General features: G+C 61.9%; 19 protein-coding genes, 1 tRNA gene and 2 pseudogenes. 3 read left to right on the forward strand and 19 right to left on the reverse strand.

Features of this window, described 5'->3' with window-relative positions; all coding sequences use genetic code 11:
* Positions 1–8 precede the first annotated feature (8 nt).
* From MesoLj_RS32475 to MesoLj_RS36900, 10 genes and pseudogenes are all read right to left on the reverse strand, one after another.
* Entirely contained in the window at positions 9–797 is a 789-nt protein-coding gene (locus tag MesoLj_RS32475) for an ABC transporter permease (protein ID WP_202323895.1), read from the reverse strand.
* Positions 797–1,705: an ABC transporter permease gene (locus MesoLj_RS32480; RefSeq protein WP_244735240.1), complete on the reverse strand. Its 909-nt coding sequence runs from the start codon at positions 1,703–1,705 to the stop codon at positions 797–799. Before MesoLj_RS32480 ends, MesoLj_RS32475 begins: the two co-directional genes overlap by 1 nt.
* Before the next feature lie 43 nt (positions 1,706–1,748).
* Positions 1,749–2,897, reverse strand: a complete 1,149-nt coding sequence (locus tag MesoLj_RS32485; protein WP_140774860.1) for an ABC transporter substrate-binding protein — start codon at positions 2,895–2,897, stop codon at positions 1,749–1,751.
* Positions 2,898–3,034: 137 nt separating this feature from the next.
* Complete coding sequence (locus MesoLj_RS32490) at positions 3,035–4,681, reverse strand: choline dehydrogenase (protein WP_140774859.1); 1,647 nt, start codon at positions 4,679–4,681, stop codon at positions 3,035–3,037.
* A 112-nt stretch (positions 4,682–4,793) separates the two neighbouring features.
* On the reverse strand, positions 4,794–5,705 hold the full coding sequence (locus MesoLj_RS32495; protein WP_202323896.1) for a dihydrodipicolinate synthase family protein: 912 nt from the start codon (positions 5,703–5,705) through the stop codon (positions 4,794–4,796).
* A gap of 144 nt (positions 5,706–5,849) precedes the next feature.
* On the reverse strand, positions 5,850–7,973 hold the full coding sequence (locus tag MesoLj_RS32500) for a N,N-dimethylformamidase beta subunit family domain-containing protein (RefSeq protein WP_202323897.1): 2,124 nt from the start codon (positions 7,971–7,973) through the stop codon (positions 5,850–5,852).
* Positions 7,974–8,070: 97 nt separating this feature from the next.
* On the reverse strand, positions 8,071–9,291 hold the full coding sequence (locus MesoLj_RS32505; RefSeq protein WP_202323898.1) for a sugar ABC transporter permease: 1,221 nt from the start codon (positions 9,289–9,291) through the stop codon (positions 8,071–8,073).
* 8 nt (positions 9,292–9,299) lie between these two features.
* Complete coding sequence (locus MesoLj_RS32510; protein ID WP_202323899.1) at positions 9,300–10,073, reverse strand: ATP-binding cassette domain-containing protein; 774 nt, start codon at positions 10,071–10,073, stop codon at positions 9,300–9,302.
* Between the two features lie 11 nt (positions 10,074–10,084).
* Entirely contained in the window at positions 10,085–11,191 is a 1,107-nt protein-coding gene (locus MesoLj_RS32515) for an ABC transporter substrate-binding protein (protein ID WP_202323900.1), read from the reverse strand.
* A gap of 131 nt (positions 11,192–11,322) precedes the next feature.
* Positions 11,323–11,583, reverse strand: a pseudogene (locus MesoLj_RS36900) (type VI secretion protein); the annotation flags it as partial.
* A gap of 81 nt (positions 11,584–11,664) precedes the next feature.
* On the opposite strand from MesoLj_RS36900, the gene MesoLj_RS32520 reads away from it, so the two are divergent.
* Positions 11,665–12,681, forward strand: coding sequence for a Zn-dependent oxidoreductase (locus tag MesoLj_RS32520; protein WP_202323901.1), 1,017 nt, complete (start codon positions 11,665–11,667; stop codon positions 12,679–12,681).
* Between the two features lies 1 nt (position 12,682).
* On the opposite strand, the gene MesoLj_RS32525 is transcribed toward MesoLj_RS32520, so the two are convergent.
* The 6 genes from MesoLj_RS32525 to MesoLj_RS32550 all read right to left on the reverse strand — a co-directional run bounded on the left by MesoLj_RS32525 (position 12,683) and on the right by MesoLj_RS32550 (position 19,190).
* Positions 12,683–13,390, reverse strand: coding sequence for a cyclase family protein (locus MesoLj_RS32525; protein WP_140774853.1), 708 nt, complete (start codon positions 13,388–13,390; stop codon positions 12,683–12,685).
* Positions 13,387–14,325 carry an ABC transporter permease gene (locus MesoLj_RS32530; protein ID WP_202323902.1) on the reverse strand — a complete coding sequence of 313 codons (939 nt, stop codon included), beginning with the start codon at positions 14,323–14,325 and terminating at the stop codon, positions 13,387–13,389. The genes MesoLj_RS32525 and MesoLj_RS32530 overlap by 4 nt, the downstream gene beginning before the upstream one ends.
* The gene (locus tag MesoLj_RS32535) at positions 14,322–15,191 is read right to left on the reverse strand and encodes an ABC transporter permease (RefSeq protein ID WP_446720341.1); all 870 of its coding nucleotides are present in this window, start codon (positions 15,189–15,191) and stop codon (positions 14,322–14,324) included. Before MesoLj_RS32535 ends, MesoLj_RS32530 begins: the two co-directional genes overlap by 4 nt.
* Positions 15,192–15,288: 97 nt before the next feature.
* A complete protein-coding gene (locus MesoLj_RS32540) occupies positions 15,289–16,779 on the reverse strand; it encodes a sugar ABC transporter ATP-binding protein (protein ID WP_244735241.1) in 1,491 nt (496 codons plus the stop codon).
* 13 nt (positions 16,780–16,792) lie between these two features.
* Entirely contained in the window at positions 16,793–17,881 is a 1,089-nt protein-coding gene (locus tag MesoLj_RS32545; RefSeq protein WP_140774850.1) for an ABC transporter substrate-binding protein, read from the reverse strand.
* Between the two features lie 61 nt (positions 17,882–17,942).
* Positions 17,943–19,190 carry an enolase C-terminal domain-like protein gene (locus tag MesoLj_RS32550; protein ID WP_202323904.1) on the reverse strand — a complete coding sequence of 416 codons (1,248 nt, stop codon included), beginning with the start codon at positions 19,188–19,190 and terminating at the stop codon, positions 17,943–17,945.
* Between the two features lie 240 nt (positions 19,191–19,430).
* Between MesoLj_RS32550 and MesoLj_RS32555 the strand changes: the two genes are divergently transcribed.
* On the forward strand, positions 19,431–20,084 hold the full coding sequence (locus MesoLj_RS32555) for a GntR family transcriptional regulator (protein WP_244735242.1): 654 nt from the start codon (positions 19,431–19,433) through the stop codon (positions 20,082–20,084).
* Between the two features lie 212 nt (positions 20,085–20,296).
* Here the strand turns inward: MesoLj_RS32555 and MesoLj_RS36465 are convergent.
* The 3 genes and pseudogenes from MesoLj_RS36465 to MesoLj_RS32570 form a co-directional block, all read right to left on the reverse strand.
* A pseudogene (locus MesoLj_RS36465) lies at positions 20,297–20,622 on the reverse strand (DUF2958 domain-containing protein); the annotation flags it as partial.
* A 175-nt stretch (positions 20,623–20,797) separates the two neighbouring features.
* A tRNA-His gene (locus MesoLj_RS32565) sits at positions 20,798–20,874 on the reverse strand.
* A gap of 348 nt (positions 20,875–21,222) precedes the next feature.
* Entirely contained in the window at positions 21,223–21,681 is a 459-nt protein-coding gene (locus MesoLj_RS32570; protein WP_056566362.1) for a phasin, read from the reverse strand.
* Positions 21,682–21,929: 248 nt separating this feature from the next.
* On the opposite strand from MesoLj_RS32570, the gene MesoLj_RS32575 reads away from it, so the two are divergent.
* Positions 21,930–25,856: a PAS domain S-box protein gene (locus MesoLj_RS32575; RefSeq protein ID WP_202323906.1), complete on the forward strand. Its 3,927-nt coding sequence runs from the start codon at positions 21,930–21,932 to the stop codon at positions 25,854–25,856.
* Positions 25,857–26,082: the final 226 nt, after the last annotated feature.

Below are 26,082 nucleotides of genomic sequence, written 5' to 3' on the forward strand. Positions count from 1 at the left end.
TTGTAGCCTCAAGAGGACGCGCGTTCTGACAGGGCCGATGCTCGCCTGAACCGCCCGACGAGGAAGCCGATCGCCATGACGGCGATCGAGAACAAAAGGGCGAGCGTCGAGACCGAGTTGATCAGTGGCGTGACCGTGCGGCGCATCATCGACCAGATGTACATGGGCAAGGTGGTTTCGGTGCCGGCAACAAATGACGTGACGACGAACTCGTCAAACGACAGGGCAAAGCTCAGGATCGCACAGGAGATCAAGGTCGGCGCGATCAGCGGAAGCGTTACCCTCCTGAATGTCCCGATCTGCGAGGCGCCAAGGTCACGGGAGGCCTCTTCGAGTGTTCGATCGAACAGCGCAAGCCGGGCCCGCATGGCGATCATGAGCGTCGGCACGGATAGAACGACGTGGGAAACGACGATCGTGACCGTCGAAAGACGGACGCCCAGTTGCGCGGCCAAGACGAGCAAAGAGACACCCAGGAAGAGACCAGGCAGGGCGATCGGGGTGATGCACAGGATTTCGAGAACGCTTCGGCCAATCCTGCCTAGCCGCAGCCAGGCAAGGGACGCGGCCGTGCCAAGGACAAGGGTGACGATGGCTGTTGCCGTGGCGATCATCAGGCTTTTGACAAGAGCCTGGCCAAGCTGCGGATCCTCGAAGATCAGCGCGTACCATCTCAGACTGTAACCGTTGATAGGAAAGGAAAACGATTGCTCCGCATTGAAGCTGAACAAGACGATTACGACGAGCGGAATCAGGAGATATGCCAAGGTCGCGTAGACGACCGCCTTCAGCAACATCACGCAACCTCATTGGCAGGTTTGGTCTTACGCTTGGCCGGAATGAGTCCCGTGAGGCGGCCCAGGGCAAGCACGAGTGCATAGATGACCAGCGATACAAGGAACATGAGAAAGGCCTGGGCGGCCCCGAGCGGCCAATTGCCGGTCTTTCGGAATTGATCCGCGATAAGAAGGCCGGTCGTTTGGCCCGAGGATCCGCCCACCATCTGCGGCGTGACGTAATCACCTGCCACAAGGATGAATGTCAGCATGAAGGCGCCGATAAGGCCTTGCGCGGCGTTGGGAGCGACAACCCGGAAGAAGGCCCCCAAAGCCGATGTGCCGAGATCCCGCGATGCCTCGATAAGTTCCGCCTTGATCTCGCTCATCGCCGAAACGACCATCAGAATCGCGAATGGCAGATAGATGTGGGTCAGCGTTATCGCGACCGCAAATGGGCTGAACAGGAACGCTTGGACCGGTGTGTCGACGATTCCGAGTTGAAGCAACACCGCGTTGAGCAGGCCATTGGTGCCAAGCAATGTGCGCCAGGCGTAGATTCTGACGAGGTAGCTGGAGAACCACGTGACGAGAACGAGATAGAAGATGATCTTCGATCTGGCGACGTAGGTCAGGTAATATCCAACAGGGATCGATAGACAGAGCGTTACGGACGCGGTGACCAGACCGATTACGATTGCGTTGTAGGTCACTCGCAGGAAGAGCGGCGATCGTAGCGCCGATATGTAATTGGTCAGCACAAAGTCTGGAACGATGCGGAAGCCGGATGACATCCAGAAACTATAGGAGAACAGCAATATAGCGGGCACCACGAAGAACAACAGCATGTAGATTGCCGCCGGCGCGGCCAGAACGCCTCCGGTTCTTTGTGATGGAGTCATCGCAATTCCTTTGACAAGAAAGCGCAAGAGCCGGTCTCGCCGACCGGCCCCGACGACTGGTTACGGTGGATTACAAGCCTGCCTTGAATTCCTGCCAGGCCTGGACCCAGTCCGCATAGGTCGCGTGCTCGCCATCATCGTCGACGGGGGGAATACCCGGCAAGCCAGACGCGAATATTTCGTTGATCTTCGAATAGTCGATCCGCTTGCGGGCGTCGGCATCCAGAAGCTCGACGGCCTTCTTCGAGACCGGCGCCTGTACGACCGCCGTCGCGACCTTGGCCTGGATCTGAGGATCGAGAGACTGGTTGATGAACGCGTGCGCGGTATCGATGTTGTCGGCCGATATGGGAATGAACCAAGCGTCGACCCATAGCACCGGGCCTTCCTCGGGGATCGCCATTTCGAGCGGCACGCCTTGCGCGCGCACCTGCGTGATGATTGACGGATCCGCCACAAGAACCGCCGCGACTTCCTTCGACGCCACGAAATTCGCAACATCGCCCTGATTGATCGAGATCAGGCGTGCCTGGTTTCGATACAGGACGTAGTTCTCGAACGCCTTGGCTAACTCCTCGCGGGTCAGCAGAGGATACTTGTCTCCCAGGCCGACCAGGCGGGCGATCAACGGCCAGTTGCCCGTCGCATCGTCCATTATCGCGATCTTCCCTTTCAGGCTCGGGTCCAGCAGATCCTTGTAGGACGCGGGTTTTTTGATCATGTCGGAGTTATAGAGGAGGGTGTTGAAGCCCCATATGTAGGGCGACCCCCAATGCTTGCCGTCCGAGAACCATGTCGGCTTGTCAAAGAATACGTCAAAGAGATTGTCCGCGTTGTAGTTCGGTATCTTGGACATATCGATTGGCGAAACGATCTTCATGTCCTTGATATAAAGCTTGCTGTAGGCCTGATTATATTCGGCAAGATCGATGGGAGGAGGATTGCCGGCAATGAATTTGGCCTGGACATCGTCCTGAGACGCTATCGAGGAGGTTTCCGCGGTGACACCATTGGTCGACCGCCACTCCCGCAGCTCATTCGTCATGTCGTAGCCTTCCCACGCCATGATCTGCAATGAGCCGCCAACCGCCGCACGGGCTGGCGTTACGAACAGTCGCCCGGTCGACACTCCAAGGCCGGCCCCTGCCAGGCCGAGCAGCGCGGTACGTCGGGTGAGCTGGATTGTTTCAAGCATAGACGTCTTCGGTTCTTTCGCCATGTCATTCCCCTTTCGTGTTGGTTCACTCACTCTTTTATAATGGATATTGGATATAATAAATTCGCAGTCAAATCATTTGTGAAGCATGGCGTGGGCCAGGCAGTCCGGCTCCGCGGGCGATCGCCCTCCTGTGGATTTCAGCCCAAGCGCTTCTCGTCGGCGTAGTGCGCCACTTGCGGTGGCAGCGCCTGGCGACCTCGCACGCGATCGACCATCTTCTCGGCGATCATCATTGTCGGGCAGTGGAGGTTGCCGTTGGGAATGCGCGGCATGACCGAAGCGTCGATCACCCGGAGGCGTTCGACACCATGGACCCGACCTTCGTCATCAACGACAGCCATGTCGTCATTGCCCATCCGGCAACTCGAGCACGGATGGTATTGCGTCCCCATATTCTCCTTGAGCCAAGAGAAGACCTCTTCGTCGGATTTCTTGCGCAGGCCGGGGACGATGGCTTCGCCGCGGATGCTATCCCAACCCCTTTGTTGGATGATCTCGTCGGTATGACGAACCCCGTCGATCAGATTCCGCCTGTCCTGCTGCTGCTGGAGATAATTCAACACGATTGACGGGTGCAGCCTCGGGTCAGCCGATTTGAGCGTCACCGCTCCTCGGCTTTCCGGCCGGCCAAGGCACACCTGATATTGGAATCCTTCCTCGATGTTGACCTTTCCATGCATCAGCTCGCCGAGCATCGGCAGGAACTCGTGCTGAATGTTGGCATACTCGACGGAATCGCTGCTTTTGAAGAAGGAGCCGACTTCCCACAGATTGGTAATGCCCAAGCCCTTTCTGAAGAACAGCCATTGTGCGCCGATGAACGCCATCTTGATGAGGTTCATGTCGACCGCCGGAGACACGCCTCGATGCGAGGCACGATACTTGACGGATACGGCGACATGATCCTGCAAGCCTTTTCCCACACCGGGAACGTCAGCCACGCCCTTGATGCCGTACGCGGCAAGTTCCGCGGCGGGACCAACACCGGAAAGGAGAAGCACATGCGGCGAGTTGAAGGCACCACCGCACAGGATAACCTCGCGCTCGGCTTCAACTGACTGAACCACGCCATCCTTCTCGAAGGTGACACCGACAGCTTTCCGCCCACTGAAATCGACCTTGTGAACCAGGGCGTTCAAAAGCAGCTCGACATTGCCGCGCTTGATGGCCGGGCGAAGATAGGCTCTGCCCCCACTCGCGCGGATGCCATTGTCGATGTTGGCCTGATAGGCGTGGACGCCTTCCTGGCGATAGGCGTTGTAGTCTTCGCTCAACGGGTGCCCGGCCTGTTGCCCGGCTTCCAGGAACGCACGGAAGGGCTCGAGCTCGGCCTTCAGCGTCGTGATCCGTATTGGCCCCTGCCCGCCCCTGTATTCATTGCCTCCCTTGTCATACGATTCCAGTTTCTTGAAATAGGGAAGGCAGTGGGCATAGGACCAGTTGGGCAGACCATTTTCCGCCCAGCGGTCGAAGTCGCGTGGATTTCCCCGCACATAGACCATGCCATTCAGGGATCCCGAGCCGCCAAGCATCTTGCCGCGAAGATGGGTGACCATGCGGCCATCGAGAGCCGCCTCGGGCCCCGTTTCGAATTCCCACGTCCGCTTTTTGTCAGTCAGCGGATAGGACATTGCGGCGGGCATGCGAACATAGATCGAATTGTCGTGCGGCCCTGCCTCGAGGACGAGAACATTGACATTACGGTCCTCGCCGAGCCGGGCGGCGACAATGGAACCGGCCGCTCCAGATCCCACGACAATATAATCGTATTTCTTTGAACGCACCTGGCTCACTCCGGCTTCAGAATTCGGCGATAAACCGGCGGACAAGCTAGTGCCACTGTCCGCCGGTTCTTCTCAATATGACGATCCGAAGATCATGATGATGATCCAGAGATCATGCGGCCTGCGGCAGCGAGTAGTTTTCGAGCCGCTTGATCGCGTCCTTGATGGTACGCGTCACGAATTCCCGCTCGTCGCCAACGAGCGGCAGGCGCGGTCCACGCACCCACTCGGGCGCGCCATAGACCAGGCTCTCGGAGAGCTTGATGTACTGGACGAGCTTCACGTGAGTATCGAGATGGAAAGCCGGCGTCAGCAACCTGTAAAGCTGCAGCGCCTCATCCTTGCGCCCCTGGTTGCAAAGGTTGAACAGCGTGACGCATTCCTTGGGCCATACATTTGTCATGCCCGACACCCAGCCGACCGCACCGAGCGCGACGCTCTCGACGACCTGATCGTCGACGCCACAGAAAATCTGATACCGATTGCCGAGCGCGACATACATGTCGGTCACGCGGCGGACATCGCCGGTCTCTTCCTTGACGGCTACGATGGTCGGCGAGTCGGCCAGTTCCTGCAAAACCCGAGGGGTAACGTCGACACCGTAGGCGATCGGATTGTTGTATATCATGATCGGCAGCCCACTGGCCCTGGCAAGACTCTTGTACCATTCGGCTGTCTCTCGAGCATCGGACTTGTACCCAAGGGTGGGGAACGCCATCAGGCCCTCCACACCAAGTTTCTCGAATTCGCGGGCACGAGAATTGGCGTCGGCCTGGGTGATCTCGGCAAGTCCGGACAGAACTGGAACCCGCCCGCCAGCCGCTTCCTGCGCGCTGCGGATGACGAGTTCCTTCTCGGAAGGAGTGAGGCAGGCATTTTCGCCGAGCATCGGCAAAACGATCACGCCTGAAACCCCGTTGGCGATCAGCCTGTCAATGGCAGACTGATTAGCCTGTACATTGATCGAGCCGTCCTGATTCAGCTTGGTGGTTACGGCGGGAAACACCCCAGTCCAGTTGTTCATTTTTTCCTCTTGCGTTCGATGGCATACCTTACGCCATCACTATATCCAATCTACAATATCCAATATTTCGAGTCTAGCCCTGACCTTCCCGGCAATTCGAAAACTCTGGACGAAAAGCTCAACTCCGTTTCGGAACGGAGTGGCCTACGCCTCCCGCAGAAAGTGACGGAGCACGTTGCCCGTGAGCGTCGCGACGTTGTTGTCGTAGTTGTCGTAGGCAAGCGATCCGGCCCAACAGATCGACCCGACGGAGAATATCCCGCCACCAGCACCGGTTTCGATGAAGACGACATCGGACCTGACATTCGGGTTGTTCGGTCCGCTGACATTTGGCTCGACCTGCGTGACGGACTCGAGGAACGGATAGTAGGTATCGTTGTGCCGCGAGCTCAGGATCACGCGGGCATTGCCCGGCGTCCCGGCGGCGAAGTCAGCGCTGTCCAACTCGTCGCCCGCGGCGCCCCCGAGGACATAGCCAAAGTCACCGATCATCTCATCGCCGATGCCCTCGAACATGAAGGCGAGGTCGGGACTATACGAGTCCTGCGTGCGAGAATAGCCCGAAGCCGTGCCCCAGCCGACGCCGGCCGATGCGACGCCGAAAAACAGGCGGCTGCTTTGACCTCGGTGCGAATAGAGGCCTCCGATCTCTCCGGTCGTGGCATGCATCAACTCAGCCGGATGAGACGTCCAGTTGCGCTCACCCGAATAGCCGCGCCGGCACTCCAGCGTCATGGTGTCGTCGCCGTCATAGCTCGTCACCCAATACCAGCCATTGCCGCCGAGATACATGAGGCTCCCGCCCTGTCCGGCATAGGCCTTCAGCGCATCCATCTCCAGCGATGTCGGATATTCCGGGTGAGATCCCGAGACAACGACATCATAGCGGGCCAGCAGTTCCAGGCCCATGCGATGCAGGTCCTCGTCCGTCGCCACGTCGAAACCGACGCCGGATCTCTCCAGCCAGCCGGTGATGTAAAAGTCCGCCGCGAAATGCCGGCGCGCGGCGTTGAGCCAGGTGATGTAGTTGGGCGAAAAATTGACGACAGGCCGCTTCCACGAGGAATGCATGACCCCGCTGCCATCCTCATGCCGATCGTAAATCGAAAGCCCCAGTTCGGGGTGCGTATGAACGAAAACATCCGTCTCATTGAGCTGGATCTTGTCACGCATGCGCTTTTGGTGAGCCTCGCCACGTTCACCGTATCCCAGGTGCTCGTTGGCATAGGCGAGATAAGTGTTCGTGGGCGCCAGAAACAGGACCTTGTTTTTGGATCGCTCGGTCGGCTGGATGTAGAAGGGCAGATGCTCGACCTGGTCGCCCTGTGTGAGCTTGGCGGCATAAATGCCGCTCGGCGTCGCCTCGGGAAACGTAGCACTGAAGTCAGTTTCCCATCGTGCATCGTTCAGATCATCCTCATGGAAATGGATAGCGGACCACTCGGATGGATTTTCCTGATAGCGGACCTTCGTTCCTTTCCACAGATGACCCCGAACCCCGCGAGCCGGCCGATTGACAAGCGTTCCATGCAGGTCGTTGCCTGAAACATCGGTGACGATCAGTGTGTCGATCCCCAACGCAAAGTCCCATGACGCGATCGGCCTTGCCCCCTCTCCGGGTGCGGACCACACCGAGGGATTGTCGATCCGGCCGTTGAACCGGTCCACAGGGCGGTCGCGCTCATCCAGGTTTGAACCGATGAGAATGCGATCGACTCGGGCGGGCTCCGGCGTATCCGGCAGTGCGAGAAATCGCGTTTGCCCAAAACGTTGCGATGGCCATAGTCCATCGACGGCAAACTCAAGGGCAATGCCGCGATCGCTGCGCCCGCCCTTGATATGGATCCACTTCCCCACGTGGTCATCGAGGTTCATGGAAAGAACCTTGGCGTCTTCTCCCCAGCCGACGCGCAGTTCAAGCTGGTCTCTCGCGATGACGAGAGACCAGGAAGCCGTGGTCCGGTCGGTGGCGACAGCCAGGATTGTCTGGCACTCGCGATCCTTGAGAGTTGGCTGGACCCAGACCTCGAAACCAAAAGTCGAGATCACCGGGGAAAACGTTGGCACCACGATCGCGTACGAACCCGGATCAAGGTCCTGAAGCCGCCCCTCGTAGAAACCGGCCGCCGCGTTGCCAATGCTTTCTTCTCTCACTGATTGGTCATCGCCATTGATGGCGACGCCATGCAGCCGAACAAACTCGACTGAATATGGCGCCTGGGCCGCACTGACCTGGAAATCGATCGTACCGCCCGGCTGGATGCTCACATGACTTGCATACCCTAGAATTTTCACCGTGTTTCCTCGAAATACACTGCTGCACACCCGGCTAACGCCGCGGCCGAACCGAGTTGCGTCGGCAAGTTCATGTTTTTGCATCCCGCGACAGGAGCCCATCGGCGGTGACGGCAAGCACCAGTATCAACCCCTGAACCAGGTACTTGATCTCGGTGGGCGCACTGAGCAGCGAAAGCCCATTGGTGATGCTGCCGATAAGCAAGGCCCCAAGGAGGGCTGCCCATACGGACCCACGGCCGCCAAAAAGGCTGGCCCCGCCGATGACTGCCGCGGCCACCGCCTCGAGCAAGAGCGTTCCGCTGCCGGATTGAGCGGAAACCCCCAATGTGCGTGACGCGGAGATGATGCCGGCAATGCCGGCCAGCGCGCCAGCGATGATGAACGTGTAAATGCGGATCCGGCCAACATTGATGGCGGCGCGCCGGCTGGCCTCCACGTTTCCGCCAATGGCGTAGAGATAGGTGCCGAACTTCGTCTGGGTCGTGACATAGGCCATGATCGAGAGGAGAACGATCAATATCGCCACCGGCGTTGGAACGCCGCGATCGAGATTGAGAATGGCGACGACGAGACCGCCGGCGAGGCTCAGAGCCGCGATTGGCAGCAAAACATTGCTCGGGATTGATTGATGGATGCCGAGACGCCTCTTGTGGTTTGACGACTGGACAAGGAGCGCGGCAACCACGCCGATACCGATGGCCAGAAGCAGGTAGCCGGCCATCGGCGGCAAGAAGCTGTTGGCGATCCACTGGATATCGGTCCCCGATAGCGGGATCGACCCGCTCCTCGGCAAGAGCATCAGCAGCACGCCCTGCATGGCAAGCGAGGTGCCTAGGGTAACGATGAAAGCGGGCGCCCGGAATCTCGAGATGATCAGACCCTGGACCAAGCCGACCGCCGATCCCGTGACAATTGCCGCCAACAGGCACAGCCACGACGGAAGGCCGACCGTGACCAACAGATAACCCATGACACCGGATGCCACCGCACTAAGTGCGGCCACCGAAAGATCGATCTCCTTCACGATGAGAACGAGCACGAGACCCAGCGCCAGCATGGCCGTCACAACGATCTGAACGGCGAGGTTCGTCAGGTTTCGCGGTGAGAGGAAGCGGTCGTTCATCGCATAGAAGAAAGCCCAGACGAGCGCGATCGCGATAAGGACGGGGATAAACCGATACTTGCCGCTGATCCCACTCAGTATCCGTCTCTGCAGATCCCGGGAGCGTGTACGATCATTTTGCAAATTGGCCCCCTTGCTTATCCGCAGGCCTTTTGAATTGTTCATGGGCTTTCCTAGGCGGCTGATGCGGACAGACCGGTGATTGCCGAGACCAGATCGTCGCGCGAGAACGTTCCACGGCTGAATTCAGCCACTTTGCGACCAAGCCGCAGGACGACAACCGTATCAGCCATCTCCTGTACATCGGCCAGGTCGTGCGAAATGACGATGACGCCATGATTGGTCTGGCGAAGTCGCATGATCAACGCCATGACCTCCTTGCGCTGGGCGACCCCCAGCGCCGCCGTCGGCTCGTCGAGCAATACAACTTTCGGTTCCCAGAGCACCGAGCGGCAGATGGCGACCGACTGGCGTTGGCCCCCCGAGAGGCTGCCCACCGGCACCGTGAGGTCGCGCAATGCACTGACCCCCAGTTCGCGCAACACCTTCCGCGCCCGGCTCTCCATGTCGGCACGACGCAAACGGCCAGCGGTCAGTATCCCGCCCTGCAGTTCACGCCCCAGAAACAGGTTCTGGACCGTATCGAGATTGTCGCACAAGGCGAGATCCTGATAGACGGTCTGGATACCCAGCCGCATTGCATCATGTGGCGCGGTGATCCTGACTTTTGCGCCATTGACCCGCATTTCCCCGGCATCGGGCATGTTGATGCCGGCGATGGTTTTGACCAAGGTCGACTTTCCGGCGCCGTTGTCGCCAACCAGTGCGACAACCTCTCCAGGACGAACCGCCAGGGATACGCTTTCGAGAGCGTGGACGCCGCCGAAGTGCTTGCTGATATTTATGAGTTCGAGAACGGGCTGGCTGTTCGTGTTTGTGGAACCCATCGCGCTCACCGTCACTTGGTGCACAAGGCGCTCTTGACGGCGGGACCCGCGCAGACTTCCTCGCGTGTCAGAATTCCCTTGTCGATCAGTTCCGCCTGCACGTTGTCGCGGGTGATGAAGACGTTCTCGTTGAAGATCGCCGGAACCGCCTTCATGCCGTTATCGTAGGTCCCGTTCACCATCTTCTTTTCTTCGCCATTCTTTTCGAGAAGGGCGACGACCAGCCGGACGGCGCTGTCGGCCATCGCACGATATGGCGGCACCATATCGTTCTCGATGTTGCCGGCGAGAAGATGCTGGATCGTCCCGGCCTGACTGTCATAGCCGCCGAAAACCTTGACCTTTCGAAGCAGATCCTGTGCCGCCAGCGCGGCTATGGTGCCGTTCGCGGAACTGTCATTATGGACAAGGAACGCGTCGATATCGCCACCCGCCTGCTGCAGGCAACCGTCCGTCGCGACGCGGGCATTTTCCTCCGAAAGTTGCAGGTTGTCGCTCTTGCAGACGATCTCGACCTCGCCTTTTTGAACCAGGGGGGCGAGGACCTTCTCCGTGCCGCTGACGATCTCGCGGTCAAAGAAGAAGGATGGATCGCCCGTAATCAGGCCAATTCGGATCGGCTTCTTGGCATCGGCCAGCGTCTTGACCGCGAAATTGGCAGCCGCCTCGCCGATCGGCTCAAACGGCACGGTGACATAGTAGTCGATGTCGCTGTTGTCGGAATTGTAGGCATACCCGACGATCGGAATGCCGGCGTCGTGCGCCACCTGCACAATGCCCTGGCTTTGATTGGGCACAGCCGGCGCCAGAATGATTGCCTTGGCGCCTTGGGTCACCGCTGCCTGGGCCTGCTCGAGTTGCCTCGACGGATCGTTGTCGGCGCTCAGAACGACAAGCTTCAGATCGGGAGCGTATTTCTTCAGTGCCTCATCCATCCCCGGTTTGTCATAGGCTTCAAACCGCGTGATTTGGGAATTGGGCGTAAGGAAATATACCGTTCCCTCGATCTTCGAGGCGACTTCCTCGGCTTGGGCCGTGAGAGCCCCCATCGCGCCCAATCCCGAAAAGGCAACCGTCAATGCGAACAGGCCGCGCGCAACATTCCTGGTGAGTTTCATACCATTCCCCTTGGTTCTCATTTTTATAAAGGATATTGGATACAAAAAAGAAAGCTGTCAAGCCGCATGGTGACGGGTATGAGGGCCTGAGCCTCAAAAAAAGCTGTTCGCCCTTGAGCAGGCGCAACATGACGCAGATAGCTGAGATGCTTCGCAAGCGGAGTGGCCGCCGCGGAATAACGGACGACGCGCCTTGACGACGGCGCCGCGCGATCGCGAGGCGATCGGGCGATTGGCCTGAATGCTGGCGCGCTGACCGTAACCAAACCGGGAGCGGTTGCCCGATACGATCCGTCCTGAACGCGATACCCACCGCCGGCTTTCTTCGCGGCGGCGCGATGAAGGGCCGCTTGTCCAATTATCCCCGGCCTTTTCCGCTTCGAGCGCCACATCAGGGCGCCTGTCGTCGCGGACCAACTTGACGATCGGCTGGCTATGAGCAATTGTCGACTAGTATACCAGTTGGAGTGACCATGCTTGAGATCCTTGTCCGGACCCCGCAGTTGCTGGAAGTTCGGCAGGGCGCGATGCCCGCGCCCGATCCTGGCGAGGTCGTCGTGCATGTCAGCCGGGCTGGCATCTGCGGCTCCGACATTCACATCTTGCACGGCTCCAATCCGTTCGCCGTCTATCCGCGCATCATCGGCCATGAATTCGCGGGCACCGTAACCGCGCTCGGCCGCGATGTGACCGGCATCGCGGCCGGAGACCGCGTGGTGGTCGATCCCGTGGTGTCGTGCGGCCACTGCTATCCCTGCCGGGTCGGCCGCTCCAATGTCTGTGCCAATCTCGAAGTGATGGGCGTTCACCGCGATGGCGGTTTTCGCGGCTTCGTGGCAGTGCCGGCTGCCAATGCCATACCGATTCCGGCGAACATGCCGTTTGGGCTGGCGGCACTGGCCGAGCCGTTTTCCATCGCCGCCAATGTGCTTGATCGCACCGGCTGTGGACCCGAGGACACGGTGCTGATCTATGGCGCCGGCACGGTCGGCGTCACCGTGCTGCAGGTCGCCAAGCTCAAGGGTGCCCGTTGCATCGTGGCCGATATCGATGAAGCGCGCCTAGAGCGAGCGCTTCGCTTCGGGGCCGACAGGGTAATCCACTCCGTACGCGATCCGGTGCCGGCCGCGGTGCGCACTGAAAATGATGGCCTTGGCCCGACGCTGGTCATCGACGGCGCCGGCATTCCCGCCCTTCTGGACGAGGCTTGCCGCCTGGCCAGTCCGGCAGGCCGCATCGGCCTGCTCGGCTTTTCGGATGCCCCGTCCAACCTCAGCCAGCAGGAAGTGGTGCGCAAGGAACTGGCCATCGTCGGTTCCCGCCTGAACCGCCGGCTGTTGCCGCGCGTCGTCGAATGGCTAGCCGACAAGCGGCTCGATCCGCAAGACATGATCACGCAGGTTTTCGCCGCGTCGGAAGCGCGCGCTGCCTTCGATCTGATCGAGCGGGAACCGCAGCGAACGCTCAAGGTTCAGCTGGATTTTTCTTAGACTAGACCAGCGCCACGGCGCGCAGCGGCGATCCGGTGCCGCCCTCGATCGGAAGCGGCAGCGTGATCAGGAAACACAGCGGCGGCATTTCGCCTAGCCGGGCGAAATTCTCGCCGATCAGGACGCCAGCCGAAAGCAGCGTATTGTGCGCCGGGAAATCCTCGCTGCCGAAACAATCGACCGACAGGCAATCCGAACCGACAATGCGCACGCCACGCTCGACCAGCAATTCGCAGGTCCGCCGCGACAGGCCGGGCCAGTCGGCGAGAAACGCGGCGTGCTGCGCCGGATCGTCCCAGAATTGGTCCCAGCCGAAATGGAAGAACACGGCGTCGCCTTGCTGTATGCGGCCATGCTCGGCCTCGAAAGCGAACACATGCCCCGGCTCGACCGCTTGCCGGGGCTGGCAGCCACGAGCATCGATTGTCACCATGCGGCCGAAGAACCGTTCGACCGGAATGTCCGAGATGGCGGCGCCGCCGCGGATGAAATGGACCGGCGCGTCGAAATGCGTGCCGGTGTGCTCGCTCATGGCCAGTGCGTGATTGCAGGCGACGTCGCCACGGTCGTAGGATTCCACCATCTTCTGGCAGTAGTGCGGGTGCGTCGGCCACACCGGCATGCCAGGCTTCATCGGATGTGTCAGGTCGACTAAGGAGACCGCCTTTGTTTCGAACAGGTCAGCGAGGGTGTCGGTGGCGGATGTCATCTGACGCGCGGCCTCGGCACCAGAGCGACGATCAGGATGATCAGCACGCCGGTCAGAAGGAAGCGCACGCCTGCCTGGATGCCGAAGGTGTTGAGCATGGTGGACATCAGGTTGAAGAACAATGCGGCCCCCCATATGCCGATGGCGTTGGCCTGTCCACCGGCGACGCTGGTGCCGCCAAGCACCACCACGGCGATCGATTCCATCAGATAGGCATCGCCCATGTTGAGGGCTGCCCCGCCGCTGAAGCCGGCAAGCAGGAAGCCGGCTAGCGCGGCGGCCGTGCCGCACAGCATATAGGCCATCAGCCGCACCCGGGCGACGTTGATGCCGGCAAGCCGCGCCGCCGGTTCGCTCTGGCCGGTGGCCAGCAATTGCCGGCCCCAGACCGTGCGTTTGAGGGCAAACATCGCAACGAGGGTTAGCGCCATCACGACTATAGGCATGACCTGCACACCCCCCAGGCTCAACGAGGTGAAGCGGGAAAGGCCTGCCGGCGGCTTCAGCGTCGCCTGGCCGCCGAGATTGAAGGCAAGCGACTGGAAGACGAAGCTCCAGGCAAGCGTGGCGATGATCGGCGGCAGCCTGAGCGCGACGATGGCAAGGAAGTTCGCGGCCCCTGCGAAGGCGCCGACGGCAAGTGCTGCAAGCAGGCCGGGCAACAGCATGCCATCGGCCCCTTGCATGACCGTCATCGACACATAGGCGGCGAGCGTCAGCACGGATGGCACGGACAGGTCGATATTGCCCGGTCCGGAGGCGACCACGAACATCTGCCCGGTTCCCACCACGACGCTGAAAGCCCCGAAGGCCAGCGCGCCCGAAAGCGTGGCGCCGGCGCTGCCGATACCCGAATAGGCCGATGTTGCCACCCACATGGCGAGCGCCACGACGAAGCCGTACGTCCACGGCGCGAGGCTCAACCTTCGGGTCATCGCGCCCGCTCCGACAACAGCACCCGCCCGGCCAGGACGAGAAACAGGATAATGCCCTGGGCACCGATCTGCCATGTCGGCGGCACCTGCAGGAAGGACAAAAGCGAGCCCGCGAGCGACAGTGTCAGCGCACCGATCACCGTGCCGACCGGCGAGACGACACCACCGGTGAAAGCGCCGCCACCAAGGATCACCGCGCCGACGCCGAGCAGCGTATAGGCCGGCGCGACATTGGCGTCGCCCGATGTGGTGAGGCCGGTCAGCGTCAGCCCGGCCAGACAGGCGAGCAGGCCGGCTGAGGCATAGACCGCGACGCGGATGCCGATAACGGACCAGCCGGCGCGCTCAACGGCGCGCGGATTGCCGCCGGCGCCGCGCAGCACCGCGCCATAGGAGGAGCGCGAGATGACGAGATGGCCGGCGAGCGCGGCCAGCGCCGCCAGCCAGATCGACAGCGGCATCAAAGGCGGCTGCCAGCTCATGAACGAAGCCAGCCATGCCGGTGCCGAGCCACCCGGCGCCGGCAGCAGGATGACGGCGATGCCAAGCCAGATGAAGGACATGCCCAGCGTCACGATGATCGACGGCAATTGCCGTGAGTGGATGAGCAGGCCGAAGCCGGCATAGGCGGCGACGAGGATTAGATAGCACAGCAGCGCGAGCGCAGGCGCGTCCTGCAGATAGAGCGCGGTGACGCAGGTGACCAGCCCGACAAAGGCGCCATTCGAAAGATCGATGTCGCCCAGCACGATCACCATCATCTGCGCCAGAGCGGCGAACACCAGCGGCACCGAGAGCTTGAACAACAGGTGGAAGCCGAAATAGCTCATCGCCGCCGGGCGAATGCTGAAGATGATGGCAAGCATGACCAGCAGCGCGATCGCCGGCAGGCCGACCTGCAGGGCATTGAGCAAGGCCGGGCGCGCCTGGGAAGACGAACGGGCAGCAACACGGGCAGCCGCGTCAGACATGCTCGCCTCCGAATGACGCCTGCAGGATACGGCCGGTCTCAATGGCGTCGCCTTCCAGCCTGGTCACGGCGCGGCCTTCGCGGAAGACATAGATACGCTCGCAATTGGTGAGTTCTTCGAGCTCGGTGGTGTACCAGACGAAGGAACGTCCGCTCTCGGCCTCTGCACGGATCAGCCGGTAGACTTCCTGCTTGGTGCCGACATCGACGCCGCGCATCGGATCGTCGAGAAAGATCACTTGCGCGTCGGAGGCCAGCGCTCGGGCGAACAGCACCTTCTGCTGGTTGCCGCCGGACAGCGACAGGATCGGCGTGTCGATCGAAGGCGCCTTGACCCTGAGTCGGTCCGACCAGTTGCCGGCCAGCTTGCGGGCGGCGGCGCTCGAGATCATGCCGCCGCGGGTCAGCGCATTGAGGCTGCGGATGGTCAGGTTGTCGGCGATCGACCACAGCGCGAAGACGCCCTCCGAGCCGCGATCGCCGGCGACATAGGCACCAGGTAAGGCTTCCCGTTGGCCGCGCGCGGCATAGAACATGGCGCGCAGCCGGTCGCGCTGGCCGTGACCGTCAAGCCCGGCGAAGCCGATGATCTCGCCCTTGCCAACTTCGATGGTCAGATCGGCGGTGTCTCGGCCGGCATGCCGGATCACCGGGGCTTGCGTCGGGGCCGCCTTGCCGACGGAACGGTCGTGCGGCCGTTCGATGCTGCCCATCAGCTCGACCAATGCGGCGCGCGACAGGCCGGCTGTCGGCCGCTCGGCAACCACCTTGCCGTCGACCATGACCACGGTGCGGTCGCAGACGGCGAGGATCTCGTTCAGGCGATGGGTGATCAGGATGCAGGCGATACCGCGTCCTGCGGCGCGACAGATATGGGCGAGCAATTGTTCCGTCGCCTCATGGCCAAGCGCCGACGTCGGCTCGTCGAGAATGACGCAGCGCAGCCCGATGTCGGTTTGCGTGAAGGCGCGGGCGATCTCGACCATCTGTCGCTCGCCGATCGGCAGGTCGGCGACCTTCCTGTCGAGGTCGATGCCATGGCCGGGGAATATCTCGTCCAGCGCCGGGCCGATCACCTGGCGCGCGCGCCGGCGCCAGCCCAGACCACGCAAGGGCCTGTGCACGATGCGGGTGTTTTCCGCCGACGTCAGGTTGGCGCACAGCGACAGTTCCTGGAAGATGCAGCGCAATCCGGCTTGCTGGGCTCTGGCCGGGCTCCAGGCGCCAATCTCGCTCCCGCCAAGGCGAAAGCTGCCGCTGCTGCGCTCGACCGTGCCGGCCAGCACGTTCATCAGCGTCGACTTGCCGGCGCCGTTGTGGCCGACGATGCCGACGACCTCGCCGGGTTTCAGATGAAAATCCACGCCGCCCAGGGCATGCACGGCATCATAGTGCTTGCGGACATCGCGCACCTCGATAAAGGGGCTGTCCGCATCACTTGCAGTGGCTGTGTCCGTCCTGGGCGGCGTGGGATCGTTCATCATTCAGCCATGCTGCTCATTTCGGCGCGGGAACGCCCGGCAGGGGCTCCTTCTTTACGTTGGCGTCGATGATCTTGGCCACCAGTTCCTGTGGGTACTCGGCATTGACCACGCCGCCCTCGGGAACTGTCTTCAGCCACGCGTCGAGATCCGGCTGATTGATCTGGAGCAGCGGCACTTCGACGAATTTCGGCACCTGCTTGCCGGCCAGGATCTGCTGCGCAACCCAGAACGCGACCTGGGAGACGCTGGGCGTCGCACCCAGCGAGAAGGTTTCGTAGCCGCCGGCGTCGTGCTCCTGCTTCCACAGCGCCAGTTCGTCCTGGCGGTTGCCCATGATGATGATCGGCAGCGGCCGGTTGGCGGCCTTGAATGCCTGCGCGGCGCCATAACCGTCGCCGCCCTGCGTCAGCACCGCATCGACCTGCGGCAGCGATGGCAGGATGCCCGACACTTCCTTCTGCGCCACCGTCGCCGTCCACTGGCCATAGACCTCGCCGACAGCCTTGTAGCTGGCGTGAGCCTTCATCGCCTTCTCGACGCCTTCATGCAGGCGCTTGTCGAAACCGTCGCCGGCCATGCCGCGGATTTCGAGGATGTTGGCCGGCTTGTCGCCGAGCTTGCTTGAGATGAAATCGAGTTCGGCCTTGGCGTAGGAATCGAGATTGTAGTCGACGACGTAGGCGCAAGGCTCGGTAACGCCGCTGGCGAAAGCGACGACGGTGATGCCGGCGTTGCAGGCATCCTTGATAGCGCCGTTGAGCGCGGTGTCGGAGCCGGCAAGCACGATGATGGCGTCATAGCCCTGCAGGATCAGGTTCTCGATCTGCGAGGCCTGCTCGGTCACTGAATTGTTCGAGCTGACGACGGTGGTCGACGCGATAAGCTTGTCGGCCACGGCCTTGGCGCCCATCTCCTCAAAACTCTTGATCATCACTTGGCGGAAGGAATTGCCGGCATAGGAATTGCTGAAGGCGATCTTCTTGCCCGAAGTGTCGCCCTTGGCGACGCCGTCCTCGGCCTGGGCGCCTGTCGTGGCAAGGGCTGTGCAAGAAAGCAGCGCCGCGATAAGCAAGGTTCTTCCAGTTGTTCTGGTTCTGCTCATTTTCGTTCTCCTCCTGTTGAAAGTCATAGCGTCCTCCCACCGACCATTTCGAACGAAAAAATCACCCCAGCCCGAGATCGGGCACGGCGGCGTCTCGATGGTCGGCGAAATTCGTGTTGGGTAAGAGCGGATACCAGCCTGGGCGGCCGGGATCGCGGTCATAGGCATAGCCGCCCAGCGAGCGGTAGAGCTCGGCATATGTCTGCAGCTTGTCGCGATCGAGTTCGACGCCGAGGCCCGGTGCCTCTGGCACGGCGATAGCACCGTTCTCGTAGCGCATCTTGCCGCCGACGATGATGTCGTCGGCGAGATGGTGGTAGTGCGCGTCGGCCGTGAAGACGAGATTGGGCAGCACGGCGCCAAGATGCAGCATTGTGGCTAGCTGGATGCCGAGTTCGCCCGAGGAATGCACCGCGATGCCGAGGCCGAACGTGTCGCAGATCTGGGCGGCGCGCACGCAGGCGCGAATGCCACCCCAGAAGGTGGTATCGAGCAGGATCACATCGACAGCGGGATCCCGCACATTGGTGGCGAGCTGTTCGAAATCGATGACGATGGTGTTGGTCGCGAGCGGAATGGAGAGCTTTTCACGCAAGCGGCGCATGCCGGCCAGCCCCCAGGTCGGGTCCTCGAAATAGTCGTTCCTGAGGCCCGAGATAGCCTGGCCGAAACGCAGCGCCTCTTCGACCGACAGGGCTGCGTTGGGATCGTAGCGCAGCGTGTCGCCAGGGAATTCCGCGGCGAGCGCCCTGTAGCACTCCAGCTCGTAGTCGGGATGAAACACGCCCGCCTTGAGCTTGTGGGCGGAAAACCCATGCTCGGCCTTCAGGGCACGGGCGTGGTCGAGCAATTGCTCGATTGTACGCACCTCGCCCTTGCCGTTGCGGCGGTCGGCATAACGGAAGAACAGATAAGAGGCGAAGCCGATCGAGTCACGCACGCGTCCGCCAAGCAACTGGTAGACCGGCACGCCGAGCTTCTTGCCGATGATGTCGAGGCAAGCGAATTCGAGCGCTGCGTGCAACTGCGTGCGGTTGTTGTAGAGCGATGCCGTCGGATTGCAGATGGCGTAGCGCATGCGGTTGAGATCGAACGGATCGTGACCGACGAGGTAGGGCTTCAAGCCGGCGAAGGCCAGCTCGGCGCCAGCGCCGCCGCCACCCATCTCACCGAGGCCGACAATGCCTTCGTCGGTCTCGACCTCGACCACGGTGCGGACAAAGCGCCCCCAATGCGTGCCGTTGCTGTGCCGCAGTGCTGCTTCCAGCGGGACGGTGACGGTGGTGGCCTTGATGTCCGTGATCTTCATGCCGGCTCCTCTCCCTAGCCGAGTGGCGTTCTACACACTACCATGGTAGTATGTCAACAACGGTCCCGATTGTTGCTTGGCGCTTGAGTTGCGGCGTGCGCAGTGTCATGACCGGAGCCGCACTGGCAGCCGCAGAACGGATTCGTCATGGGGAAGATTTCGGGGGAGACTAGGTCCCCAAGGAACAAAGGCGCCGCGCCACGCGAGCCGTCGCGCCTGCTGGAGCCGGTCAACAACCGCATGCCGATCTCGCCGCAGATCTACGAGCGCCTGCGCCGTGCCATTACGACGCTCGTGATGCTGCCGTCCGAAGCCTTGAGCGAACAGGATTTGGCCCAGCAACTCGGCGTCAGCCGCACGCCGGTGCGCGAAGCGCTGATCCGGCTTGCCGATGAGGGCTTGATCGACATCCTGCCGCAGCGCGGCAGCTTCGTCGCTCCGATCCGGCTAAGCGACGTCGAGGAAGCGCAGTTCATTCGCGAGGCGCTCGAAGTTTCGGTTGTGCAAAAACTCGCCGGGCATGGTTCTGAGGGGTTCGTTGCTACAGTCAGAGCCAACCTCGCCATGCAGGCGAAAGCTGTGGCGGAAGGCGACCGCGAGCTGTTCCTCGAGCTCGACGAGGCGTTCCACCGAAGCCTGTGCGAGGAGGCCGGCCTGCCGAAGAGCTGGCGGGTCATCCAGGTGGTCAAGTTGCAGATGGACCGCGTGCGCTACCTCAGCCTGCCCGAGCCCGGCCATCTCGAGACGCTGCTGGCCCAGCATGCGGCGATCTTCGAGGCCGTGGAGACCGGCGAGGTCAAGCAGGCCGGCGCCCGCATGACTGCGCATCTGCGCGAAGTGTTGCGCACCGTGCAACGGCTCAGCCTGGCGCGGCCTGATCTTTTTGGGCGGTGATTTGGGGAGATCGGTGACTTTGAGTCCTAGGTCCTCCCACTGACGAATACATCCCGCGATCGATACGCGACATTGAAGAGGCAGATGCTCGACGGGCACGGCCACTTCGCTGAATCGGGCAGCCAAGCGCCGCGTACTGAATTGGCAGGCCGCGTCGCTTCGATTCGATGCATAGTTCCCGCGCGCCACTGCCCGTCGGCAGCGGCTCGCGGAATCTGTTCGCCCTGCGGGATGCTTCCAGTTGCCCGGGCAGCCTCGGCATAAGCCGAAATAGGCAACCACCCACGAACAGGAGATCGCGTTCGATCGCCATGCCGAATGGCAGGCTAACCGACTGCAATTCCGAGAGGCTGAAGCTGCCGAGGTCAGGATAGCCGAAACCGAGATCGGCCAAACCGAATAGGGTATCGCCGTCCTCGTCGAGTTCGGCCGCAAGTCATGTACCCGCATCGACCGGACTGAAGAATTGGCCGCGATCACCAAGAGCCCTGACCTCTGCAGGGCCCCTTCGTCGGCAATGGAAATAGCCGCCCCTCAAGTGGAGGTAGCGAGCACGATCTTCCTCTTCGCGCCTTCGTCCTATGGCCTCGCAGAGGCCATTTGTATCACAATAGGTAGCACGATTTGTGACACAAAATCGCCTTCAGGGCAGGCATGGAAGCCGGCAGTCAGAATTTTGCAAAGCAAAAACAGCCACTTAGGGAATAAGCCGATGGTACCGTTGGCTGGGATCGAACCAGCGACCTCCGGATCCACAATCCGGCGCTCTAACCAGCTGAGCTACAACGGCACATTTGCCTGGGCGTGATCTCGTCGGAAACGCGTTCCACTTGACCCACTCTGTCGTTCGGCGATGCGTCCTTACGGGCTTATGGATTTTAATTCAAGGCTTTTGCGAAGCAAAGACCACTTCCCCACATGTGCGGTCGGTATCCACCGGGCAAAGAAAAAGGCCGGCGGGAGGAGGTGCCGGCCTTTTCCTGTTACGAGCCAGCGGGAGGAGGTGCTGGCTGGTCACCCCGGGGAGCAGAGGGAGGAGGTTCCACTCGCCGGGTATTCCTTGATGGCTGGCATCATACGCTTGATCAGTTTGAAGAAAATGCGACCTTTTGTTGCATCTCCTGATCCTGCGTAAATATTAGGCAGCCTTAATGTCCTTGATCGCCTTCTCGAAGGCGGTCTTGATCGGCTTGGAGACGTCTTCGGCCGCCTTGGAAGCGACAGCCTGCAACTCCTTGGCCTGCTCGACGGACAACTCGACGCGCTTGCGCAGGAAGGCGGTCTGCAGTTCGATGACTTCCGACAGCGACTTGGCGCCGATAAGGGCTTCGAGATGCGAGAAACCGGCTTCGGCATTGGCGCGCAGTGCCGCGATGGTCTTGAGCGACAGGTCGCTAGAAACAGTCTTGGCGGTCTCGTAGGTCGACTCCAGAGCCTTCTGGGTCTCCTCGGCGCCGGTCTTGAGCTTGGCATAGGCCTCTTTCGACTGCTCAACGCCCTTTTCGGCGAAAGCGCGGATCTGGTCGGTGGCCTTGGAAGCGTCGAAGCTCGGGAATTCAACGTTTTCGATGGTCTCGGCAGTCTTGGTCCTGGACATTTTCCATCCTTTCAGCGGCAGCGGCTTTGACAGAAAGCCGTCTCGTTCATGTATGATGTCAATATAAAGGCAAATTTTGTGCATTGCAATATCTTTGTTGCAGTGCACAAAAAAATCTTTCGGGCCGTTAACCAAGAGCCCAAATTCCAGCCTTTGCACGTTCTGGCTTGTGGACCTTCGTGGCTGCGGCTTTTATTAACAAAGCGTTAACTGCAATTTTCGCCGCTCCGTGAGGGTTCGCCAAGCGCATGCCGTCCGAATATTCCTTCCTCGACGTCGCCGTGCTCGATGCGGTCCGCCAGCGCTTTGCCGCCGGCGACGCGATCGCGATCCTGTCGGGGGACCTGGAGCATGTAATCTGGGCCAACGGGCCGGGCGCAGCCGTGTTCGGCTATCCCGACATTGAAGCGATCATCGGCGCCTCGGCCCGGCTGCCGCTGATCGCCCGCCGCCAGATCATGGCGACCAGCGGCTTTCCCGAGATCGGCAGCGATCGCGCCATCATGGTGCGGCTGGCAACGGGAATGACCAGCCGCGCTGTCAGCTTCCTTGCCAGTGCAGTGGCGCTGCCCGATGGCGAGAAAGCGATCATGCTGGCGGTGCCGGCGGCGCAGACAGGCTCACGCGGTGCCGCCGAGATCGCCAGCCGGGCGATCGGCGGCTTCACCGAAGACGGCCATTTCATCGCCTTCATCGACGCGGGGGGCAATGTCGAGGCGGCATCGGACGGGTTTTCGAGGCTCGGCATCCAGCCCGCGACGCTGGCCGCCCTGGTGGCGGATGTGACCGCCGAAGGCGAGCGTATCGTCAAGCGCCTCGTTCCAGGCGGCAGCACCTCCTACCCGGCCGGCCTGGCGCGGCTGACGCCGGAGCGGCATCTCCTGGTGGTGATCGACGAGGATCAGCTCGAGGACAGCGTGCCTGCCGCAGAAGCTTCGGCGGACGGAGTGCCCGAGGCGACGGAAAGCCCCGCCAACCAGACTGGCGGCGCGACGACAGCGGCCAAGAGCGTTTCCGCAGAATCCGAGTCTCACCAGGACAATCAGCCGCTGGCGGATGTTTCACAGACAGAAGCGATCGAGGGACCGACGGGCACCGCCGCGCCTGAGCAGCAGCCAGCCCTCTCTCCTGCCGGGCCAACACCAGCTGCCGCCGACAATGATCGGCCGGTGGCGGGCGGCACGACTGCACAGCATGATCATTGGTACTTCAATGCGGGTGAGGAGGACGCGCCAGCCGGGCCGGAGCCAGAAGCCGTGGCCGAAGCAATCGGCACCGAGGCTTCGGTGGACAGCGCGAAAAAAGACGAGGCCGCCTCCCCGGCTGTCCCGGCCACAAGCTCGGCCGCCCGGACGATAGACCGCTCGGCGGCGCCGATGCGCTTTGTCTGGCGCACCGACGCCGAGGGCAGGTTCAGCGCGCTGTCGCCGGAATTCGCCGATATCGTCGGCAAGCCGGCCGCCGACGTGATCGGCCGGCGTTTCAGGGATGTCGCGGCGACCTTCGGCCTTGACGCGTCCGGCGAGATAGCCGGCCTGCTGGAGCGACGCGACACCTGGTCCGGCCGCTCCGTGCTGTGGCCCGTGGTCGGCACCGACCTCAAGATTCCCGTCGACCTCGCGGCTTTGCCTGTCTATGGCCGCAGCCGTGCCTTCGAGGGTTTTCGCGGCTTCGGCGTTGCCCGCGCCAGCGACGCGGTCGTCGATCCGGAAGCGATCGGCATGGCCCTCGTACCCAATGGCCAGGCTCCAGCGTCGTCCGTGCCGGAAACCGTCGAAGCTCCCGCCGAAGAGCCGAAGGCCGAGGAGCCGAACGCGGACCCGTTCAAGGGCGAGGTGCCGGCGCTGACCATCGTGCCAAAACAGGAGCGGCGCTTTGCCGACAAGGTCATCCGGCTGGCCGAACACCGGCAACCGGCCAATGACAAGGGACTGTCGACACTGGAGCGCAGCGCCTTCCGTGAGATCGGCGAGCGGCTGAAGAAGGAGAGTGCGCCGGCCGAGCCGCCGGAAACCGACAAGCCCGGCATCGAAAGCCCGACGGAACCGGCGATCAACACGCCGGCTGAGCCCACGGCGGAGGCCCCGGCCGCGAAGACGGAGACTGCGATCGAACCCGCCGGCGAGGTCGCGGCGACGCCTGATGCCGTGCCGGATCAGGAGGATGCGGCGCTGGCCGAGCCAGCCGAGACCGATGCCGAGGACGAGGCGGATCTCGCACGGCTTGATGGCGGTCACCCGGATGAAGTGGATGATGTGGAACCCGTCGGCACCTTGCCTGGTGTGAGCGGTTCGTTGCTTGACTACGCCGACCGGAATGATGAACCCGGTCCTGTCGCGAACAATGACGAGCCCCCGGTTTCAGAACCCGCTGTGGCGGAACCGCAGGGGACCGAGCCGGTCGCGGCCGAAGGACCTGGTACCAAAGACGCCACGCATGATGCCGTCGAGGACGACGACAGCATGACATCGGCCGATTTTCGCGATGCCGAGGACAATGAGGACTGGGCCGACGGCGAGGAAGCCGCGGCCGCAGATGAGCAGGCCGCCGCACTCACCGGTGAAGCCGCCAGTGCAGCCGACACCGTCGATAGCCTGGCTGAACGTCCTCGCCTGCGGGTGCCGCCGCTCAAGACCGAAGGGTTCGTGCCGTCGGCCTTTTCCGTCGGCGACGAAAGCAAGGCTCCGGACACCTTGCTGCTCGGCAAGCTGCCGGTGCCGCTGCTCATCCATTCGGGCGACCAGTTGCACTATGCGAACGATGAGTTCCTGAACCTGACCGGTTACCCAGCACTCGAGGACCTCGCTGATGCGGGCGGCCTGGGCGCGCTGTTTGCCGATCCCTATGGGGATGACGGCGCCTCCGACGGGAGCGACCGGTCGCTGCGGCTGAAGACGCGCGATGGCCAGGAATTCCCGATCGACGCCATCCTGCGCTCCGTGCCCTGGCGCGACGGCAAGGCCCTGATGCTGGTCGTGCGCCGTTCCGGCGAGGATGACGCGCCGGCGGCCCTTCACGTGGTCGGCGAGGAGCCGACGCAGCCCGACATTTCCGAACTCAAGGCACGCATCGCCGAGATGCGCACCATCATCGATACCGCCACCGACGGCGTCGTGCTGATCGGCAGCGACGGCACCATCCGCTCGATCAGCCGCCCGGCCGAAGCGTTGTTCGGCTTCGACAGCGACGAGGTGACCGGCAAGCCATTCGCCTCGCTGTTTGCCATCGAAAGCCAGCGCGCGGCACGTGACTATCTCACCGGCCTGTCCGAGCCCGGCGTGGCAAGCGTCCTGAATGACGGCCGCGAGGTGATCGGGCGCGAAGCGCAGGGGCGCTTCATCCCGCTGTTCATGACCATCGGCCGGCTGCCCAACGACAGCGGCTTCTGTGCCGTGGTGCGCGATATCACCCAGTGGAAGCGAGCCGAGGAGGATTTGACGCAAGCACGCGCAGTGGCCGAACGGGCGTCCTCGCAGAAGACCGATTTCCTGGCTCGCATCAGCCACGAGATCCGCACGCCGCTCAATGCCATTATCGGCTTTTCCGAATTGATGGTCGACGAGAAGTTCGGGCCGGTCGCCAATGACCGCTACCGCGACTATCTGCGTGACATCAACCGCTCGGGCAACCATGTGCTCGACCTCGTCAACGATCTGCTGGACATCTCGAAGATCGAAGCCGGCCAGCAGGAAATGGCCTATGAGGCGGTGTCGCTCAACGACACGCTGGCCGAGACGGTGGCGATGATGCAGCCGCAGGCCAACCGCGAACGTGTCATCATCCGCTCCAGCTTTGCCTCGCGGCTGCCGGAAGTGGTGGCGGATCTGCGCTCCGTGCGCCAGATCGCACTCAACATCCTGTCGAACGCCATCCGCTACACCCAGGCCGGCGGCCAGGTGATCGTCTCGACCGCCTACGAGACCTCGGGGGATGTCGTCATGCGGGTGCGCGACACCGGCATCGGCATGAGCCAGGCCGAGATCGAACAGGCGCTGAAGCCGTTCAAGCAGATCAATGCGCTGAAGCGCGGGCGCGGCGACGGCACCGGCCTTGGCCTGCCGCTGACCAAGGCGATGGTGGAAGCGAACCGCGCTCGCTTCACCATCAATTCGACACCGGGCGAAGGCACGCTCGTCGAGGTCGCTTTTCCCTCGACCCGGGTGCTCGCGGAATAGCGCTCCAAAAGAAAAGGCGCCCAAAGGACGCCTTAAGAGATGGGATTGCTGTCACAACGGGGGCTTGAGCGAATTCAGATCCTCCGGGGGCTGAGGAACGGGATTTCTCCCTCAAGTTACATGCGACTATCGGGGTCGGGCCTTAACAAGTCCTTACCGGGCCGCCAAAAAATTTACGAATGTGTACCACTCGTGAAATCTAGGTAAATTCTCGAGACATAATCCG

Source organism: Mesorhizobium sp. 113-3-9 (assembly GCF_016756515.1).
Taxonomy (GTDB): domain Bacteria; phylum Pseudomonadota; class Alphaproteobacteria; order Rhizobiales; family Rhizobiaceae; genus Mesorhizobium.

Excerpts from the sequence above, each read along its gene's own strand:
- MesoLj_RS32550 (WP_202323904.1), bottom strand. The coding sequence starts at position 19,190 with ATGAAGATCACGGACATCAAGGCCACCACCGTCACCGTCCCGCTGGAA.
- MesoLj_RS32475 (WP_202323895.1), bottom strand. The coding sequence starts at position 797 with ATGTTGCTGAAGGCGGTCGTCTACGCGACCTTGGCATATCTCCTGATT.
- MesoLj_RS32510 (WP_202323899.1), bottom strand. The coding sequence starts at position 10,073 with ATGGGTTCCACAAACACGAACAGCCAGCCCGTTCTCGAACTCATAAAT.
- MesoLj_RS32555 (WP_244735242.1), top strand. The coding sequence starts at position 19,431 with ATGCCGATCTCGCCGCAGATCTACGAGCGCCTGCGCCGTGCCATTACG.
- MesoLj_RS32570 (WP_056566362.1), bottom strand. The coding sequence starts at position 21,681 with ATGTCCAGGACCAAGACTGCCGAGACCATCGAAAACGTTGAATTCCCG.
- MesoLj_RS32485 (WP_140774860.1), bottom strand. The coding sequence starts at position 2,897 with ATGGCGAAAGAACCGAAGACGTCTATGCTTGAAACAATCCAGCTCACC.
- MesoLj_RS32535 (WP_446720341.1), bottom strand. The coding sequence starts at position 15,191 with ATGCTTGCCATCATCTTCAGCATTCGCCCGGCGGCGATGAGCTATTTC.
- MesoLj_RS32575 (WP_202323906.1), top strand. The coding sequence starts at position 21,930 with ATGCCGTCCGAATATTCCTTCCTCGACGTCGCCGTGCTCGATGCGGTC.
- MesoLj_RS32530 (WP_202323902.1), bottom strand. The coding sequence starts at position 14,325 with ATGACCCGAAGGTTGAGCCTCGCGCCGTGGACGTACGGCTTCGTCGTG.
- MesoLj_RS32520 (WP_202323901.1), top strand. The coding sequence starts at position 11,665 with ATGCTTGAGATCCTTGTCCGGACCCCGCAGTTGCTGGAAGTTCGGCAG.
- MesoLj_RS32495 (WP_202323896.1), bottom strand. The coding sequence starts at position 5,705 with ATGAACAACTGGACTGGGGTGTTTCCCGCCGTAACCACCAAGCTGAAT.
- MesoLj_RS32545 (WP_140774850.1), bottom strand. The coding sequence starts at position 17,881 with ATGAGCAGAACCAGAACAACTGGAAGAACCTTGCTTATCGCGGCGCTG.
- MesoLj_RS32515 (WP_202323900.1), bottom strand. The coding sequence starts at position 11,191 with ATGAAACTCACCAGGAATGTTGCGCGCGGCCTGTTCGCATTGACGGTT.
- MesoLj_RS32525 (WP_140774853.1), bottom strand. The coding sequence starts at position 13,390 with ATGACATCCGCCACCGACACCCTCGCTGACCTGTTCGAAACAAAGGCG.
- MesoLj_RS32540 (WP_244735241.1), bottom strand. The coding sequence starts at position 16,779 with ATGATGAACGATCCCACGCCGCCCAGGACGGACACAGCCACTGCAAGT.
- MesoLj_RS32505 (WP_202323898.1), bottom strand. The coding sequence starts at position 9,291 with ATGAACAATTCAAAAGGCCTGCGGATAAGCAAGGGGGCCAATTTGCAA.